At 41.0% G+C, this 17,281-nt stretch carries 17 protein-coding genes; 8 read left to right on the top strand and 9 right to left on the bottom strand.

The features are described 5' to 3' along the window. The first annotated feature begins 44 nt into the window (after positions 1-44). Positions 45-1,619 (top strand): hydantoinase B/oxoprolinase family protein, encoded by a 1,575-nt coding sequence (locus LC605_RS14205; RefSeq protein WP_229548171.1) that lies wholly within the window; start codon positions 45-47, stop codon positions 1,617-1,619. Positions 1,620-1,901: 282 nt separating this feature from the next. On the opposite strand, the gene LC605_RS14210 is transcribed toward LC605_RS14205, so the two are convergent. From LC605_RS14210 to LC605_RS14235, 6 genes are all read right to left on the bottom strand, one after another. Beyond that, positions 1,902-2,231 (bottom strand): XisI protein, encoded by a 330-nt coding sequence (locus LC605_RS14210; RefSeq protein WP_229548172.1) that lies wholly within the window; start codon positions 2,229-2,231, stop codon positions 1,902-1,904. After that, complete coding sequence (locus LC605_RS14215) at positions 2,219-2,635, bottom strand: XisH family protein (RefSeq protein WP_229548173.1); 417 nt, start codon at positions 2,633-2,635, stop codon at positions 2,219-2,221. The genes LC605_RS14210 and LC605_RS14215 overlap by 13 nt, the downstream gene beginning before the upstream one ends. A 348-nt stretch (positions 2,636-2,983) precedes the next feature. Next, complete coding sequence (gene ahcY, locus LC605_RS14220) at positions 2,984-4,261, bottom strand: adenosylhomocysteinase (protein ID WP_229548174.1); 1,278 nt, start codon at positions 4,259-4,261, stop codon at positions 2,984-2,986. A gap of 370 nt (positions 4,262-4,631) precedes the next feature. Next, positions 4,632-4,919, bottom strand: coding sequence for a hypothetical protein (locus LC605_RS33285; protein WP_306426864.1), 288 nt, complete (start codon positions 4,917-4,919; stop codon positions 4,632-4,634). A gap of 67 nt (positions 4,920-4,986) precedes the next feature. Continuing rightward, entirely contained in the window at positions 4,987-5,997 is a 1,011-nt protein-coding gene (locus tag LC605_RS14230; RefSeq protein ID WP_229548175.1) for a site-specific DNA-methyltransferase, read from the bottom strand. 384 nt (positions 5,998-6,381) lie between these two features. Next, positions 6,382-7,785, bottom strand: a complete 1,404-nt coding sequence (locus LC605_RS14235) for a serine/threonine-protein kinase (RefSeq protein WP_229548176.1) — start codon at positions 7,783-7,785, stop codon at positions 6,382-6,384. A gap of 93 nt (positions 7,786-7,878) precedes the next feature. Here LC605_RS14235 and cbiT point away from each other — a divergent pair, with 93 nt between their 5' ends. From cbiT to LC605_RS14255, 4 genes are all read left to right on the top strand, one after another. Beyond that, positions 7,879-8,481 (top strand): precorrin-6Y C5,15-methyltransferase subunit CbiT, encoded by a 603-nt coding sequence (gene cbiT, locus LC605_RS14240; RefSeq protein ID WP_229463216.1) that lies wholly within the window; start codon positions 7,879-7,881, stop codon positions 8,479-8,481. 349 nt (positions 8,482-8,830) lie between these two features. After that, positions 8,831-9,712, top strand: a complete 882-nt coding sequence (locus tag LC605_RS14245) for a phosphatidate cytidylyltransferase (protein WP_229548177.1) — start codon at positions 8,831-8,833, stop codon at positions 9,710-9,712. Between the two features lie 571 nt (positions 9,713-10,283). After that, positions 10,284-10,856: an IS607 family transposase gene (locus tag LC605_RS14250; protein WP_229548178.1), complete on the top strand. Its 573-nt coding sequence runs from the start codon at positions 10,284-10,286 to the stop codon at positions 10,854-10,856. Between the two features lie 136 nt (positions 10,857-10,992). Beyond that, the gene (locus LC605_RS14255; RefSeq protein WP_229548179.1) at positions 10,993-11,733 is read left to right on the top strand and encodes a transposase; all 741 of its coding nucleotides are present in this window, start codon (positions 10,993-10,995) and stop codon (positions 11,731-11,733) included. Between the two features lie 161 nt (positions 11,734-11,894). Here LC605_RS14255 and LC605_RS14260 read toward each other — a convergent pair whose 3' ends face one another. After that, positions 11,895-12,608 carry a DUF2993 domain-containing protein gene (locus LC605_RS14260; RefSeq protein WP_229548180.1) on the bottom strand — a complete coding sequence of 238 codons (714 nt, stop codon included), beginning with the start codon at positions 12,606-12,608 and terminating at the stop codon, positions 11,895-11,897. A 134-nt stretch (positions 12,609-12,742) separates the two neighbouring features. Between LC605_RS14260 and LC605_RS14265 the strand changes: the two genes are divergently transcribed. Continuing rightward, positions 12,743-13,501, top strand: a complete 759-nt coding sequence (locus LC605_RS14265) for a pseudouridine synthase (protein ID WP_229548181.1) — start codon at positions 12,743-12,745, stop codon at positions 13,499-13,501. 29 nt (positions 13,502-13,530) lie between these two features. After that, entirely contained in the window at positions 13,531-14,346 is an 816-nt protein-coding gene (locus tag LC605_RS14270; protein ID WP_229548182.1) for a RodZ domain-containing protein, read from the top strand. A gap of 173 nt (positions 14,347-14,519) precedes the next feature. On the opposite strand, the gene malQ is transcribed toward LC605_RS14270, so the two are convergent. Further along, positions 14,520-16,028 carry a 4-alpha-glucanotransferase gene (gene malQ / locus LC605_RS14275; RefSeq protein ID WP_229548183.1) on the bottom strand — a complete coding sequence of 503 codons (1,509 nt, stop codon included), beginning with the start codon at positions 16,026-16,028 and terminating at the stop codon, positions 14,520-14,522. 200 nt (positions 16,029-16,228) lie between these two features. Between malQ and LC605_RS14280 the strand changes: the two genes are divergently transcribed. After that, the gene (locus tag LC605_RS14280) at positions 16,229-16,660 is read left to right on the top strand and encodes an NUDIX hydrolase (RefSeq protein WP_229548184.1); all 432 of its coding nucleotides are present in this window, start codon (positions 16,229-16,231) and stop codon (positions 16,658-16,660) included. A gap of 203 nt (positions 16,661-16,863) precedes the next feature. Here LC605_RS14280 and LC605_RS14285 read toward each other — a convergent pair whose 3' ends face one another. Next, entirely contained in the window at positions 16,864-17,142 is a 279-nt protein-coding gene (locus LC605_RS14285) for a hypothetical protein (protein ID WP_229548186.1), read from the bottom strand. Positions 17,143-17,281 lie beyond the last annotated feature (139 nt).

A 17,281-nucleotide genomic window follows, 5' to 3' on the forward strand; every position in this document is an offset into this window, starting at 1 on the left:
CATACTGTACCTAATCAGGCAAACTAAAAAAATAGGAGTTAAAAATGTCTACCACATCTCAACCAGACCCGGTTCGTTTAGAAATTTTCAAAAATCTCTATCAATTCATTGCCGAACAAATGGGGATTGTTCTGCAAAACACCGCCGCATCAGTCAATATTAAAGAAAGGCTGGATTTTTCCTGTGCCATTTTTGATGCTTCAGGATTATTAGTAGCTAATGCCCCACATATTCCTGTACATTTGGGGTCGATGAGTGAAAGTGTCCGCAGTTTAATTAATGATCAAGGCGATACTATAAAATCAGGAAATGTGTATTTATCCAACAATCCCTATAATGGCGGGACTCACCTACCTGATGTAACCGTTATTACCCCTGTATTTCCAGAAACTAACGACAATACCGCCTCCCCCACTCCCCTCTTTTTTGTTGCTTCACGCGGACACCAAGCCGATATTGGTGGAATTACTCCTGGTTCCATGCCTCCCCACAGTACCACAGTAGAAGAGGAAGGCATTCTGTTTGATAATTTTCTCTTAGTTGAACAAGATAATTTTCATGAAATTCAAGTCAGAAATTTCCTGACAAATCATAAATATCCTACTCGTAATCCTGACCAAAATCTAGCTGATTTCAAAGCACAAATTGCTGCCAATGAAAGGGGAGTACAAGAATTGCATAAAATGGTTGCTCAATCTGGGCTGAAAACAGTCCAAGCATATATGCAGTTTGTCCAAAACAATGCTGAGGAATCAGTGAGACGAGCCATTGATGTTCTCAAAGATGGCTCATTTATTTATCACATGGATAACGGAGCAGAAATTCATGTTCAAGTCATAATTGACCGCGAAAATCGCCATGCTACTATTGATTTTACTGGCACATCTGAGCAGTTAAATAGTAACTTTAATGCTCCTAAAGCTGTCACTCAAGCAGCAGTCTTATATGTCTTCCGCACGCTGGTTGATGATAGTATTCCTTTGAATGCAGGATGTTTGAAACCTTTAAAAATTATTATTCCTGAAGGCTGTATGTTGAACCCGGCTTACCCAGCCGCAGTAGTAGCAGGTAATGTAGAGACTTCCCAAACCATTGTCGATGCTTTATATGGTGCATTAGGTGTGATGGCCGCTTCTCAGGGAACGATGAATAATTTTACTTTCGGTAATGAGCGTTATCAATATTATGAAACCATCTGCGGTGGTTCTGGTGCAGGGGCTAACTTTGATGGTACTGACGCAGTCCAAACCCATATGACTAACTCCCGCTTGACCGACCCAGAAATTTTAGAAACTCGTTATCCTGTGCAAGTAGAAAGCTTTTGTCTGCGTCCCGATAGCGGTGGTAAAGGAAAATATTCAGGTGGTAACGGGGTGATTCGCCGCATCAAGTTTCTTGAACCCATGACCGCTAATATTCTTTCTGGTCATCGCTGTGTCCCTCCCTTTGGATTAAATGGTGGGGAAGCTGGAAAAGTTGGACGTAACTGGATAGCGCGTCAAAATGGAACACAAGAGGATTTGGACAGCACAGCAACAGTGGAGATGCTATCTGGAGATGTTTTTGTGATAGAAACCCCTGGTGGAGGAGGATTTGGTTCAATGGGTAATTCACCTTGAGGTAGTGTCGCAAAACGGAAGTAGTTAGTACAGATGCAGCATTAATTCGTGGCGAATTGAGTGTTGAAATTTAAACGCATAGGCGCTGCGCCTTCCCGCAGGGTAGGGGCGCAAAGGGAAGCGCATAGGCGCTTCGCCTTCCCGCAGGGTAGGAACGCAAAGAGAATTCGCTACGAATTTATGAAATATTGTAGTTAGGAACATAGATTTGATATCAGGAGCTAAACTATCAATTGCAATACCCTACGCTTTCAACTTCAGTCAGCATATAATGCAAAAAGTTTAAACCGATGCAAAACCAGTAAACTGTCTCACATGAGGTGATCTAAAACCTAAAATGATATCTGTTTTCGGTACACCTAACTCTACTAATTCATTAGCTACCCCTTCCTCAGTTAAATCTCTTTGAATCCAAATTTTTCCATCCTTAATATCAACATGAATTACCGAACCATAAGTTCGTTTTTCGCCTTCCCAACCTAGGTGAATTACTAAATAGTGATTTGTTTGATTATCAAATATTAATTGTATTTCCGTTCCCTTAGCTAAATGACTTTCTGTATGTCTTGCTAATACTGTCTGTATTAATTCAGGATAATTCATTCCTTCCATAAAATAATCTCCTCTTTGCTACTTTCAAATATCAATAGTTTTAATTTATGTTCAGCAATTATTTCTTGAATCACAGGTATTAGAAAAAAAACTGTATATATTTCATAACTAATTGCTAAATATAAAATACGATCGGGTTCTTCTTTTCTTAAAATAGAACGGTAATTAAGTGTTTGTCCTAAAGCTGTATGAAATTCACTAATCGCTGATTTTCCCAAAAAAGATTTTATTTCAACTGCTATTTTTTCTCCTTCTTTTTCTGCTCCTAAAAGTCTTTCTGCTCCTAAATCAAGGCGAAATTCTATAGTATCTACTAGAAATATTAAAGGATCATCAGTAATTAACCAACCATCTTTCTCTAAAGCTAACTTAACAGCATTATGAAAAAAATCTTTTGCTGACATATAAACTTACAATAAGTAAGTCGGTGAAAATAAATCAAACTATGTGACGAAACGTAAATAGGCTTGAAACCCTTACCAATGACGAATAGACATCTGGTCAAATTAAATATGCGTTACCCATAACCCTTGTAGAGACGTAGCACTGCTACGTCTCTACATTCTTTTTCGGAGATGTCTAATTACTAAGGACAAATGACAGCCATCACCAGTTATCTTTAATTGCGCCGACCTACTTAGCACCCTCCATACTATTATATCCTCTGTCTGTGCCTCTGCGTCTCTGCGAGAGAAACACAAAAAAGGGATAAGCAAAAAGCCTATCCCCGAAAAAATCAACTAATCAATGTATCAAGTTCCACTTGTCCAAGAATTAATGTACTCAATTTGATCTGCTGTTAAACTATCAATCGTGATACCAATAGCCTGCAACTTCAAACGAGCAATTTCTTGATCAACCTCAACAGGAATTGAGTGCAAACCAGGGGCTAACTTACCCTTATTCTTCACCAGGAATTCACAAGCCAAAGCTTGGTTTGCAAAACTCATATCCATTACCGCGCTGGGGTGTCCTTCAGCCGCAGCTAGGTTAATCAAGCGTCCTTGTCCAAGAACGACAACTGATTTACCATTTTTCAACTTATATTCTTCAGTGAAAGGACGAACTTCTTTGATTTCCTTAGCATTGGCAGCCAAGTATTTCAAATCGAGTTCCAAGTCAAAGTGACCAGAGTTACAAACGATCGCACCGTCTTTCATGACATCGAAGTGTTCACCACGAACGACGTGCTTGTTACCAGTCACAGTGATAAAAATATCACCTTGGGGTGCAGCTTCAGCCATTGGCAAAACGCGGAAACCATCCATTACGGCTTCAATTGCCTTGATGGGGTCGATTTCGGTGACGATGACGTTAGCACCCATCCCACGGGCGCGGAGGGCTGTACCTTTACCACACCAGCCATAACCGACGACGACAATGTTTTTACCAGCTAACAAAATATTGGTGGCGCGGATAATGCCATCTAGGGTTGATTGCCCAGTACCATAGCGATTATCAAAGAAGTGCTTGGTGTCGGCGTCGTTGACGTTGACTGCGGGGAAGGTGAGAACGCCTTCTCTAAACATGGCGCGTAACCGCACGATCCCGGTGGTGGTTTCTTCGGTGCTACCAATTAAATCAGCGATTTGGTGTTGGCGTTGTTGTACCAAGGTTGCAACCACATCGCTACCGTCATCAACAATAATATTGGGGCGATGATCTAAAGCTATTTGGACGTGGCGGTTATAAGTTTCGTTATCTTCGCCTTTTTGAGCAAAGACGGGAATTTCATGATCGACGACGAGGCTGGCGGCTACGTCATCTTGCGTTGAGAGGGGATTGCTAGCAATTAAAAGCGCGTCCGCACCACCGGCTTTGAGAGCGATCGCCAAATGTGCTGTTTCTGTTGTAATGTGGGCACAAGCTACAAGGCGTAAACCAGCGAAGGGCTTTTCCATAGCAAAGCGATCGCGAATTTGCCGCAAAACTGGCATTTCGCGTCCAGCCCATTCAATGCGCTGTCTTCCCAAGGCAGCTAGGCCGAGGTCTTTAACCTCGTGCTTTAATCGGGGAGAAGTTGCGGTCATCAAAAGTTACCTCAAAAAATGAAAAAAGCTACGTAAATTTTACGCACTCTACTAGGTTATTCTACTACTGGCGATTTTTGCTTGAAACAAGGCAAATCACTAGTCAATAGTCCTCAAAACTAGCTTGACGTTTGATCAGCATAATGTCAACTTCCTCCCCAGGTTTTTCCTTTTCGTTTTATCTTTGCTAAGGGCAAGATTCGTCTCACCTTTTTTACTAATTTTAAGTACTTTGTCATCTATCTAAAGATAGAATAAAAACAAAAAACCTCAAAATTTCATCATCTCAAGGGAAAACCTCAACTTTAGATAGGTACATCTACCCAAAGTAATTGCGGAGGATAGTTATAGAAGTAGTCACTAGTAGATTTTACTCAAGGAGGTGTTTGAGTGCGCTTTCAATTTTTGGCGATCGCCAGTTCAATGGCCATAGGCGTTGTATCTGTGCCAAAAGCCACAGCCCAAATTCCTTTTTTCCCGCAACTGCAAGCTCCCAGCAGTGTGAGTAGTAATTCAGATGATCGAGTTGTTTCCGGCTGGATTTATTTAGATGGTCGTCGGTTATTTCAAATAGCGGCATCAAGAGCCAACTTTTATGAGCGTTCAGAAGATATTCAAAAGAAGTTGCAGAAAATTGGTCAAAATTACTTTCAATCACCAGCAAAAACAGCAGTCAAGGTAGAAGTTCGCAAAGTCAACGAATTACCAGTAATTTATGTCAACGGTCAATATCTGATGACCATCACTTCTGAGGATGCCAGACTGCGACAGGTAGATATATCGACATCGGCAATCTCAAAAGCTAACCAGCGTCTTTGTAAAGTTTCTGCAACTCGACCTGTCATATTAGAACCAGCAAAAGGTTCTAAAACAATATCGCCTGGTTCTGTACAAAGGTTGATAACAAACTCTGGTAAAGCTTGAGGGAATCTTGCTGGGTGTGGCTTAAAACCTTCTTGTTTACAACGCTTTTGGTAATAATCGTTAGAAGCAGTATTTGAGGCAGAAATCACATTTACTGGCTGAACTAAATCTTCAAATAAAGTTTCTTGTATAAGAGTCTGTTGCCCTATTTCTTCTTTTTCTATACCACAACGTCCATCAATAATATTCGGGGGAATAGCTCCTCCCCTGTCCTTCCCAAATTTATCGGAAATATCATGACCTGATGGTCTAATTTTGGGTTTATATCCATTCTTTAAAAGGTTTTTCATCGCATCACTATAAGGCTTTAAAACCCTTCTGTTATTAGCTTTAGGATGCGGTTCTTTTGACAGCCACCAAATTGTATTTACTGAATCTTTAACTCTTTCCCTGCGAACTGTTACCCATTCGGCGGGGGTAGGTAGTTTTGCTGGGTTATACCAATACAATTCTTGTGCTAGATAAAATCCAAGTCCGCCTTTTTCTTTTGCTTTGCATAAAGCAACAACTAGCTCAAAATGATAAAGAGAACGAACTGGCATCCCCTTAATCCAACTGCCACCAATATCAATAACCAGTGAGCCTGTTGGTTTAAGAATCCGGTAAAAATGTGCTGCATAATCTTTAAACCATTCAACATATTCATCAGCATCAACATTTCCATATTCTTTTTTACGAACTAATGCAAATGGTGGAGAGGTACAAATTAAATCGATACTTTCGTCGAGAATATCTGCCATTAATTCTAGGCTGTTTCCCAAATAAGCAGCACCAAACTTTGTTTCGTAGTAAGGGTTACAATTAAGTCTCATCTAAGCTTTTTTAGTACATAAGTAGGTTGGCGCAATTAAAGTTAACTGGCTAAGGCTGTCATTTGTCATTGGTCATTTGTCATTTGTCAATTGTCATTAGTAAAGGTTTTAAGCTTATTTACGTTTCGTAATATACTTGAGTTTTTTTGCACCAATGTACTTACGTACGATATATGAAGACAGTATTATCCATAAAAGCATAAGTTTTCCAACAGACACAACTGGACATCTTGAACAAAACAATGGTGAGCGCAATTAAGTAGGTCGGCGCAATTAAAGCTAACTGGCTAAGGCTGTCATTTGTCCTTTGTCATTAGTCACTAGTAAAAATTTTAAGGCTATTTACGTTTCGTAACATACTTTGATTTTTTCGCGCCAACTTACTTAACTTATAATTGGATTGGTAATTGGCAAACCTAACCAATCGCTTAATTCATGAGCTAGCCATTCCAGTTCCGCTTCAGATTTAATCACACCACCAGTACCACCAAGTTGATATTTTTTTACTCCCACCCAAATATCCAATTGTGGTGGAACGGCAATTTTAGTGCCTTCAGAATCTTTAGTAAAATGTTTGGGAACGTAAACTAACTTAGTAATGCTTTGTCTTGACGATGCACGGGGACGATAAAATTTGCAAGTAAATAACTCCCAGGTTAGGGAAATTTGTTTGGGATTCAGGCGTAAGCAGATGCTTCCAAATAAATGAAATAGAAATTTATACACCATGACAAAGCCAGCACCCCAAAAAGGTAGTGAAAACAATGCAAAGGGGATGTTGACAGGAAAAGGAGCTGACAGTGCGCCAATTGTCCAAAAGAGGATAAATGAATTCCAGGCGATCGCAAATAAACCTGTAAATACTATTGATGGATCAAAACCAGCCGGTGGAACGATAATTTCCAGAGAATCTCCATTTTTCGTTAGTTGAATCTTACTCCCATCTGGTTTGCCAACAACCAAAGTAGGTAAGTTTGTCCATTGTGGTTTCTCTAAAGCGGCGATGGCTTGGTCAGTAGAACTCAAACGCCGTTCTAAACTAGGTTCAGTCATCCACTTTAACCAATTGCTAAAGCTGGGACTTACATTAGCCACTTGTTCAAACTGAATGCGAAAATCCTTTTGGGGTAAATCGGCTGGGTGAGTACCCGTCACTAAATAAATTAAGGTTGCGCCTAAACTATAAAGGTCTGATGCTGCAACAGTGCGTCCGCCAAATTGCTCTGGTGGCATATATCCATAGGTTCCTACCACAGTCCTTGTCCCGGTTTCGGTAGCCAGGACTGTCTGCACTGAGCCAAAATCTACCAAATAAACTTGACCGATACTATTACCAGAGCGATCGCCCAATAAAATATTGCTAGGCTTAATATCACGGTGGATCACAGGCGGATGTAGCTTATGTAAGTAAACGAGAATTTCTAAAAGTGCTTTAGCTATCTGTTTGACTTCAGCTTCTGTAAAAGCCCGCCCAGTTTGTAAGTATTCCTCTAAAGTTTTTGCTCTGATATAAGTTTGTACTAGGGCAAATCCCTTGATGCTTGGTAAATTTACCTCAAAATAGTTTAAATACTCAGGAATTAAGGGATGTGACAAAGATTTTAAAGTTTCAGCTTCCCGCTCAAACAGCTTGAGTGAATCCCATTCAAAGTCACTACTAAAAGAGAGTAACTTGATGACAACTAATTCCTGAGTTTGCAAGTCACGAGCTAACAAAGTCCGCCGCCCTGCTTTTTTTCCTAATAGCTGCTGAATTTCGTAGCGATCGCCTAATATTTCGCCAATCATTATGTTTTCTTATAATGCTACGGTTGAAAACTTTTTAGAGCTTATGACTTTTCCATTTGGCAAATCTAATCTTTAGTATAATTGCGTAGTTCTATGCCCTCCCAACTTTGGCCTTATATTACCCCAGGTATTCCCGATGAATTGTTTGAAAATTTGCCAGGAATTCCCCTGAGCCAGCGAGAAGTCCGACTACTGTTAATTGCCCAACTGCGACTAAAATCAGATTCTGTTTTGTGGGATATTGGCGCCGGGACAGGTACAATTCCGGTAGAGGTAGGGCTATTGTGTCCAAAGGGACAGATTATCGCTATAGAAAGAGATGAAGAAGTAGCTAATCTGATTAAGCGTAACTGCGATCGCTTTGAAGTCAAAAATGTCGAAGTAATTGAAGGTAGTGCCCCAGAGTGTTTACATAATCTGAAAGTTACCCCTCACCGCGTTTGCATCGAGGGAGGACGCCCCATACAAGAAATATTGCAAGCAGCATGGCATTATTTGCCGCCATCCGGTCGGGTTGTAGCCACAGCTGCTAATCTAGAAAGTCTGTATGCTATTTCCCAGAGCTTTTCTTTGTTAAGGGCCAGAAATATCGAAGTCGTCCAGTCTGCGGTTAATCGCCTAGAGACGCGCGGCTTTTCTCAAACCTTTACCGCCGTTGATCCCATTTTTATCCTCAGTGGTGAGAAACTAGACTAAATTAGGACTTACGCAAGTGTCACAAAAAATAAAAGCTTTTAGTTTGTAGTCAGGGCTACCCTACGGGAACGCTCCGCGAACAGCCCTGATGAAAGAGGACTAAAGTCCTCACTACAAACTCCAAATAATATGCCAGTTGCGTAAGTCCTATAAATCAAAAGATTTTAGATTTTAGACTTCGGCTCCTTTCGACTTCCAAGAAGGCAAGTCGCTCAGTCGAAGGATTTTAGATTTTAGATTGGGGATTTAGGTGATATGTCATCACAAACCAAACCACAATTACCAATCCCTAATCTCGAATACCTAATTTCTAATCCAAAATCCAAAATCCAAAATCCAAAATACTTCTATGCCTTGGTCTCGGATTATTAGTGGAATTGTTGCGATCGCTCTTGCTCTTTCTGTCACCCTTCTGGGGGGTTGGTACTTTACCATCGTCTTTGCGGTGATCATCTTTTTGGGTCAACAGGAATATTTTAATTTGGTGCGAGCCAGAGGCATCGCTCCCGCCGCTAAAACCACTATGGCTGTCAGCCAAATTTTGCTGGTGATTTGTACCCTTGATGGCAGTTTAGCTGACGCTGTAATGCCTTTAGCTGGGACACTTATTTGTTTTTACCTGCTGTTTCAACCCAAATTTGCCACGATCGCTGATGTTTCCGCTTCTATTATGGGGCTATTTTACGTAGGTTATTTGCCGAGTTACTGGGTGCGGTTACGAGCAATTGATAGTGCTACTTTTAGCAATCTCCCTTTCGGAGGTTACTGGCCAACAACTTGGGCAGATTTCTGGGAAAAGGCAAATTCCGCTTCTTTATCCCAAGGTTTTACAGCAACACTCCTGACTTTTTTATGTATTTGGGCTGCCGATATCGGTGCTTATACCATTGGCAAATTCTTTGGGAAAACCCGTCTGTCTGAGATTAGCCCGAAAAAAACTGTGGAAGGTGCCGTCTTTGGCATTACTTCAAGTGTTGCCGTAGCCCTTGCAGGAGCCTATTATTTACACTTGCCCAGATTCCCCTTCACTGGTTTAGCATTGGGTTTGCTCATTGGCATTGCTAGTCTTTTAGGGGATCTTACTGAGTCTATGCTCAAACGTGATGCTGGTGTCAAAGATTCTGGGCAGTTAATCCCCGGTCACGGTGGTATTTTAGACCGTACCGATAGTTATATTTTCACTGCTCCTTTGGTTTATTATTTTGTGACATTGCTGTTGCCACTACTGTAACGGTTTTGAGTAACAGTTAAAGTATTGCACTGACCCACATCCCGCCCAGAACTTAAGTTCCGGGCTAATAGCTCAAGTCCACTCAAGTGGACTAAAATTATTGTTTATACCATTTGATTTTAATAATGATACAAACCAGTAGGAGTATAGCATTGCCCATTGGTGTCAACTTAACGTGAAACCCAAGCAAGGAATGATTAAGAGTCCACTCACTTCCCATCACGCTCTGTGTCACCCCACCCCGGTTTTGTCTAAAGCCAAAACCTCCCCTCTCCGCTTGCGGGGAGGGGACTGAGGGGTGGGGTAAAATGACTGGGGAATGAGCTTGATGACTTAAGTTGACACCAATGGGCATTGCCATGCCCCTACGAGAAATCTATATGTATCAGGATCTTCGTGAATTGGTATTAGTCCTCTTGAGAGGACTTAAGCTATTAGCCTTGGGATTCTATTCCGAGGCGCGATCGCAACGAAGCGAGTAAAGTATTGAAAAGTTTTGCTAAAAGTATAGACATGCATTGACAGATATAGACTTAGGCGTTATATTATTTGTGGCGTATAGGTTTTTATAATGAAATTATCTGAGTATGCTAAATCAATCGGTGTTAGCTACAAAACTGCTTGGAGAATGTGGAAACGAGGGGATCTTAAAGCTGAACAGTTACCAAGTGGAACTGTTATCGTAAAGTTAGATAATCCAATAACCAAAGGTGTTGTTATTTACGCTCGCGTATCTAGCAGTGAAAACAAATCTAATTTGGATAGTCAAGCTGAAAGATTAGAAAGTTATTGCATTGCCAAAGGATATCAAATTATTAGAATAGTTAAAGAAGTTGGTAGTGGTGTTAATGATAATAGAAGAAAGTTAATAGATTTGTTAAATAAAAGTGATTATTCTTTGATTGTTTGTGAACATAAAGATAGATTGTCTAGAGTAGGTTTTAATTATTTAAAAGTTTTATTAAATCAGACTGGACGTGACATAGAAGTTGTGAATTTAGCTTACGATCGGACTGATGATTTAATGCATGATTTGGTTTCTATTGTTACGAGTTTTTGTGCAAGACTGTATTCTATTCGCCGTCGAAGTCGTCAAACTGAATGTATTATTAAATGTTTAGAGGCGGATGAATCATGCAATTAGTCGAACGTCATATAATTAACAAAAAACACATTTATTACAAAGAAATAGATAACTTATGTTTTTTCTCAAAAAACTTGTATAACGCTGCTAATTATATTGTTAGGCAAGAGTTGCTCAAGTTAGAATTGTACCTAAGTTGAATCATTATATTCTAGAGGTTGTTTACAATGTTCTTGTTATTAGCGAAAACAAATTAGATAAAACCAAAGTGGCTGGAGTAGATTTAGGTCTATCAAATTTAGCTGCAATCACATCAAATATTGAAGATTTTCAACCAATCATTGTAAATGGTAATCCACTAAAGTCCATAAACCAATACTTTAATAAAGTCAAGGCGAAATTTCAATCTATTGTTAAAAAAGGAAGTACAAAGAAGATTCAAAAACTTTCTACAAAAAGAAATTTAAAAGTAGATGATTATTTACATAAAGCTAGTAGGTTTGTTGTCAATCATTTAATTGCTCATGGCATAGGAACATTAGTAATAGGAAAGAACGACACATGGAAGCAAGACTTAAACATCGGAAAACGAAACAATCAAAATTTTACACAGATTCCACATGAGAGATTTGTACATCAATTGAAATACAAAGCTGAATTAGCTGGAATGAAAGTAATTCTCACTGAAGAATTTTACACCAGCAAAGCTTCTTTCTTAGATTTAGATATAATCCCAACTTATAAAAAAGGAATTCAACATACCTTTAGTGGTAAACGAATTCAAAGAGGATTATATAAGAGTAAGTCTGGAAAACTTATAAACGCAGATGTTAGCGGTTCATATAACATAATTAAAAAAGCAATTCCAAACGCTTTTAGCAATGGGATAGAGGGTGTTGTAGTTCATCCAGTAAGGTTAAACTTACAAACTAGTTAATAGTCTTATTTGTCTATAAAACTAGATACTATTTCTCGCCTCTTCAATGCAATAACTTGGAATTATATTCCGAGACGGCACAGAAACGAAGGGGGGATTGTCCCACTGAGAGGCGCAATATCATTTAAAATAGAGCATTAATATTTTTTAATCCCTCATCATCAAGGATTAACGTTAATCCTACCACGACACACCACCTGTCCTGGGATCAGCGTTAGTTCTTGGATATCCACATCTGAGCCAAGATCTAGACTGTACTGATGATTCCCATCTAATATATATTCTTGGTTGGACTTGAACGAGATCTGTCCCACTTGCAATTCATGCCCACTAAGTAACTGTAAGCCCAGACAAATATCTAGAGGTTTTGTTTCACCATTGGTTACTCTCATACCTCGCAGTATAATTTGGTTGTTCTCAAGGAGAATTTCTTGCCAATTAATTGTTTGTGACTGTGGGTAATCTGTTGGTAAAACCTTAACCAGCAGATCACTCAAAGCAGTCGATAATAAATCAGATGAGAGAGAAGCATTCAGATCCTTCTCTTCTACGATCAAATGACCAACCACTGGTACTGTTTCTAACAGTCGCAAAGGCTGTCCCTTGAGTACTGAGCCGATATTTATCCGAATATTTTCTGCTGTTAATTGAATTTGTGTAATCAGGAGACCTTGATAAACTGCACGAGTAGCAAAAATAGATACCGAGGGGATACATCCAGAGAGAATTTGGCGATCGCTGGCTTTAATCTCCACTTTTAATTCAGATATTTGGCTGACTTGCGCTCTCAACCAGAGCTTGAGTGCTGTTGTGAGTACCTGCGTAATTATGCGAATTTTATTTGCACTTGTTGTTTGGGAATTTTGCTCTGGCATTTAACCAATCTGTTTATGAGTATTTGCTCAAGAATCGAACAGAACTTGAGCAGGCTTTAAATGTAACATTTACGCCAACTCGGCACAAAATGCAAATATCATTTAATTGTTAATAGTAAATAAGCAATTTCCACATGGAGGCACGGTTACAAAAAATTCTCGCTCAATGGGGTATCGCCTCACGTCGTGAAGCCGAAGAAATGATTAGGCACTCACGGGTGCGGATTAATGGGGTATTGGCACATTTAGGGCAAAAAGTTGATCCCGAAAAAGATGCGATCGCCATCGATGGTAAACCTGTATCCGAAAAGCAGCGTCCGGCTTTAATATATTTGTTGCTGCACAAACCAGCAGGAGTGGTTTCCACTTGCTACGACCCTCATCGCAGACCAACAGTCCTGGATCTACTATCGAAAGAATTACGAGAGGGTTCAGGTATTCACCCAGTTGGACGTCTAGATGCAGACTCTACAGGAGCATTAATCCTGACCAATGACGGAGAACTGACATTTGGACTAACCCATCCACGCCACAGTATTTCCAAGACGTATCGTGTTTTGGTCAAAGGAGATCCTCCAGAAAGAGTACTGCAAATGTGGCGTCAGGGTGTGATATTGGAGGGTAGAAAAACCAGGGCCGCTAAGGTACACCTCGTAGAACGTTGTGCCGAGCAAAGCTTTTTAGAAGTAGTGTTGCAGGAGGGAAGAAATCGCCAAATTCGCCGAATAGCTCAACAGTTAGGATACCCAGTAATCAAGCTGCATCGCACTGCTATCGGCCCAATTCAATTACAAACTCCAAAAGAACCTTTTTTGTCAGAGGGTAAATATCGTTCCCTCAAAGATCATGAGATTAAGTTTTTACAAGAGCAGATAACGCAACCTAATTATTGATTCAGCAAAGTTAAGGAGTGTCAGTAGACATGAAATGGCTAAGAAAGAAGAAGAATAATCACCAGCTATCACTTTCATTAGAGCAGCAACGAGCTGAAAAGCTGGCAGAATTAGGCGCTCAACTTTGCGCATTGCGTCAAGAACAGGGTCTATCTCTAGAGCAAGTGGTTGGATTGACCAGGATTCCTCGGCGATTATTGCAGGCGATCGAAGAAGGTAATTTAAACGATCTGCCAGAACCAATCTATATTCAGCGTTTGATCAGGCAATTTGCCGAAGCGCTAGGCTTGAATGGAGTAGAATTTTCTGGCACTTTTCCGATTAGTTCTACAGAAGTTAGTCCCCAAAGTATAAGAAATGCTTCACCCCTTTCTCAACTACGTCCGATTCATCTTTACTTTCTTTACATATTGCTAATTATATGCTCTGTCAATGGTTTATCTCAATTATTAAATAATGCTGTACTACAAGCAAGTAATAGCCGAAACCAGCCATATCCAAAACAAAAATCCTTTGTTAAACCAGAACTAGCCCAACTAAAAGAGTCAGTAGAAGTTCAATCTGTCAGCGATACCCTTAGCCAAGTCCAACAGGGACAGGCTGTACAGATTGGTGTCACCTTAAAAGCGTCATCTTGGATTCGCGTAATCGCTGATGGCAAAACCCAGTTTGAGGGTACTTTACCAGAAGGGTCTCACCGAATTTGGAAAGCCCAACAACAACTGACAGTAAAAACTGATAATGCTGGTGGCGTGTTGATGAGCGTCAATCAAGAGAAAGCTAAGGAAATGGGAGAGCCTGGGAAAGAGGAAGAAATTAGGATTGCTGCCAAGGCGAAGTTTTGAGATGAGGGGGATGAGGGGGATGAGGGGGATGAGGGGGATGAGGGGGATGAGGGGGATGAGGGGGATGAGGGGGATGAGGGGGATGAGGGGGATGAGGAAGAATAATAATGTTGGCTTACTCCCTCATCTCCCCCAACTCCCTCATCTCCCCCAACTCCCTCATCTCCCCCAACTCAATTAGCTTCCGGCGCGCGTCCATTAAGTCTAGTAAGAACTTTCAAGCGATCGCCTAATTCCTCAGTCAACGCTGCTGCTTGATAGCGCCACTCCCAGTTACCCTCAGCAATACTGGGAAAATTCATTCGCGCTTCGTTTCCTAACCCCAAAATATCTTGCAAGGGAATAATCGCTTGGTTGGCTATGGAACTCAAAGCTAGACGAATCAAATCCCAGTGGATGCCTTCAGGACTAATACAACCTAAATAAAGCAACAGGTTTTGCTTTTCGTACTCGTTAGCTGAATTGAACCAGCCGACAGTTGTGTCATTATCGTGAGTGCCGGTATAAACTACAGCATTTCGCGGGTAATTGAATGGTAAAAACGGATTACCGGGATCAGAACCAAAGGCAAACTGCAAAACTTTCATCCCAGGAAATTCATACTTGTCTCGCAGCGCTTCTACCTCTGGTGTAATTACTCCCAAATCTTCGGCCAACACGGGTAGCTTGCCTAACTTCTGTTTGATCGTTTCAAAAAAAGCGTCTCCAGGTGCTTCCACCCATTTACCATTCATGGCAGTTTCTTCACCTTGAGGCACAGACCAATAAGCCTCGAAGCCTCGGAAGTGATCAATGCGAATTATATCTACGTAATCTAGCATTGCCTCAAAGCGTTGTAGCCACCATTTAAAGTCTTGTTTTTGCAATTCCTCCCAGTTATAAACCGGGTTGCCCCACAATTGACCTGTGGCGCTAAAGTAATCTGGTGGAACTCCTGCCATTTGAGCAGCAACTCCTGTCTCTTCGTCTAAGCAAAAGATGTCGGGATGCGCCCACACGTCGGCACTATCATGAGCTACGTAGATGGGGATATCGCCGATAATGTCAATACCGCGCATATTGGCGTAGCTTTTCAGGTCTGACCACTGCCGGAAAAACTCAAATTGGACGAACTTGTAATAAAAAATCTCGACATTGAGCCGACGCTCTACTTGAGCTAATGCTTCCGGTTCACGCTTGACAAATTCTGGCTCCCATGTATGCCAACTTGCATTCTCGTTGGCATCTTTCAGGGCCATAAATAGGGCGTAATTATCTAGCCAATAGGCTTTGCTGTCGCAAAAACCTGCGAACTCTTTTTGTTGGATGGGCGTAGCATTGGTTCTAAAGTTTTCACAGGCTTTTTTGAGTAGCCTAATCTTAATCGGCACAACCTGCTCGAAATCTACCTTTCCTACCGGAAATCCTGGTAAATTAGCAAAGTCTTCTTCAGATAGCAAACCCTCTTCTAAGAGTTTTTCTGGGCTAATTAGTAGAGGATTTCCCGCCATTGCCGAGTAGCACATATACGGGGAATTTCCGTATCCAGTGGGCCCCAAGGGTAAAACTTGCCAGTATTGTTGATGGCTCTCTTTGAGAAAATCAATGAAGCGATAGGCTTCTAAGCCTAAATCCCCAATGCCAAATCGACTGGGAAAGGAAGTAGGATGCAGCAAAATGCCACTAGATCTTGGAAAAGGCATATTTAACCTGAATTATGGGAGGAAGCAATTGTCTGATCAACACGCTAGGCGATCGCATCGAATCTATGACGGAACAGTATTTGCAGGGTAAATCAAGTAAACTCATCTTGATTGTCATTTGTCATTTGTCATTTGTCCTTTGTGAATAACTAATGACTAATGACTAATGACTAATGACTAATGACCAATGACTCATAAATATGACTTACCGAAATCCTACGCCGACAGTTGATATCATCATTGAACTAGTAGATCGACCTCATCGGCCAATAGTGTTAATTGAAAGACATAATCTACCTTTAGGTTGGGCTATTCCTGGTGGTTTTGTAGATTATGGGGAAGCGGTGGAAGTGGCGGCGCGGCGAGAAGCTGAGGAAGAAACGGGTTTGCAAGTGGAGTTAGTTGAACAATTACTGGTCTATTCTGACCCCGATCGCGATCCACGTCAGCATACAATTAGCATTGTGTTTTTGGCGACAGCGACGGGGGAACCAAAGGCTGGGGATGATGCTAAGGGTGTAGGCATTTTTGAGTATTGGTCTGTGCCTGGTAATTTATGTTTTGACCACGATCGCATTTTGCGGGATTATTGGCGATATCGGCATTATGGGATACGTCCGAGGTTGGGGTAGGAGGGACGAACCGCAGAGGCGCAGAGGGCGCAGAGAGAAGAGGGGAGAAGATATCTGGAATTACCCTACATACAGTTTGGTAAACTTTCCGTAGGAATCGGTTGGTGTTGGGAGAATGTCAAAGCCAAGATTCTAAGGCTAAGGTTTGCACCTGTTGTATCCTTTGAAAAGGCTACAATGGTTGGTATCTAGGAGGTACATGACTAAAATTCAGCCGGGGAACGGGTTTCGTAAACAAGCTGTAAGCACTCCTCAAAATCATCCCCTTGCCAGGTTCCGGCAAATTTTAGCAAGTCTTCTGCTTTAGAGCCTCTAATAATTGGTGTTGCTTCCTGTATTTCCGGTTTCGTTTGATGATTGGAAGTGTCATCATTTTTTTCTGTTGACAGGTCAAGAGATATTTCCTCGGTTCCTGGTTTTGTCTTGAGAAAACGTAAAAAATCTAGTGTTTGGGTTAGTAGAACATCTGAGGATGATTCAATTTCTTGGAGTAGTAACCCAAGTTGCTAGTTACGCGGGAGTGCGATCGCACGTGACCACTTAAGCAATAAAATGCCCTCCAGTCAGAAAATTCGGAGGGGCATATGTTAAATGAAACAATTGCGATCTATGCGATCATCG

Source organism: Nostoc sp. CHAB 5836 (assembly GCF_020829445.1).
Lineage (GTDB): Bacteria > Cyanobacteriota > Cyanobacteriia > Cyanobacteriales > Nostocaceae > Nostoc.

Excerpts from the sequence above, each read along its gene's own strand:
- LC605_RS14205 (WP_229548171.1), top strand. The coding sequence starts at position 45 with ATGTCTACCACATCTCAACCAGACCCGGTTCGTTTAGAAATTTTCAAA.
- LC605_RS14210 (WP_229548172.1), bottom strand. The coding sequence starts at position 2,231 with ATGGAAGGAATGAATTATCCTGAATTAATACAGACAGTATTAGCAAGA.
- LC605_RS14215 (WP_229548173.1), bottom strand. The coding sequence starts at position 2,635 with ATGTCAGCAAAAGATTTTTTTCATAATGCTGTTAAGTTAGCTTTAGAG.
- ahcY (WP_229548174.1), bottom strand. The coding sequence starts at position 4,261 with ATGACCGCAACTTCTCCCCGATTAAAGCACGAGGTTAAAGACCTCGGC.
- LC605_RS14230 (WP_229548175.1), bottom strand. The coding sequence starts at position 5,997 with ATGAGACTTAATTGTAACCCTTACTACGAAACAAAGTTTGGTGCTGCT.
- LC605_RS14235 (WP_229548176.1), bottom strand. The coding sequence starts at position 7,785 with ATGATTGGCGAAATATTAGGCGATCGCTACGAAATTCAGCAGCTATTA.
- cbiT (WP_229463216.1), top strand. The coding sequence starts at position 7,879 with ATGCCCTCCCAACTTTGGCCTTATATTACCCCAGGTATTCCCGATGAA.
- LC605_RS14245 (WP_229548177.1), top strand. The coding sequence starts at position 8,831 with ATGCCTTGGTCTCGGATTATTAGTGGAATTGTTGCGATCGCTCTTGCT.
- LC605_RS14250 (WP_229548178.1), top strand. The coding sequence starts at position 10,284 with ATGAAATTATCTGAGTATGCTAAATCAATCGGTGTTAGCTACAAAACT.
- LC605_RS14260 (WP_229548180.1), bottom strand. The coding sequence starts at position 12,608 with ATGCCAGAGCAAAATTCCCAAACAACAAGTGCAAATAAAATTCGCATA.
- LC605_RS14265 (WP_229548181.1), top strand. The coding sequence starts at position 12,743 with ATGGAGGCACGGTTACAAAAAATTCTCGCTCAATGGGGTATCGCCTCA.
- LC605_RS14270 (WP_229548182.1), top strand. The coding sequence starts at position 13,531 with ATGAAATGGCTAAGAAAGAAGAAGAATAATCACCAGCTATCACTTTCA.
- malQ (WP_229548183.1), bottom strand. The coding sequence starts at position 16,028 with ATGCCTTTTCCAAGATCTAGTGGCATTTTGCTGCATCCTACTTCCTTT.
- LC605_RS14280 (WP_229548184.1), top strand. The coding sequence starts at position 16,229 with ATGACTTACCGAAATCCTACGCCGACAGTTGATATCATCATTGAACTA.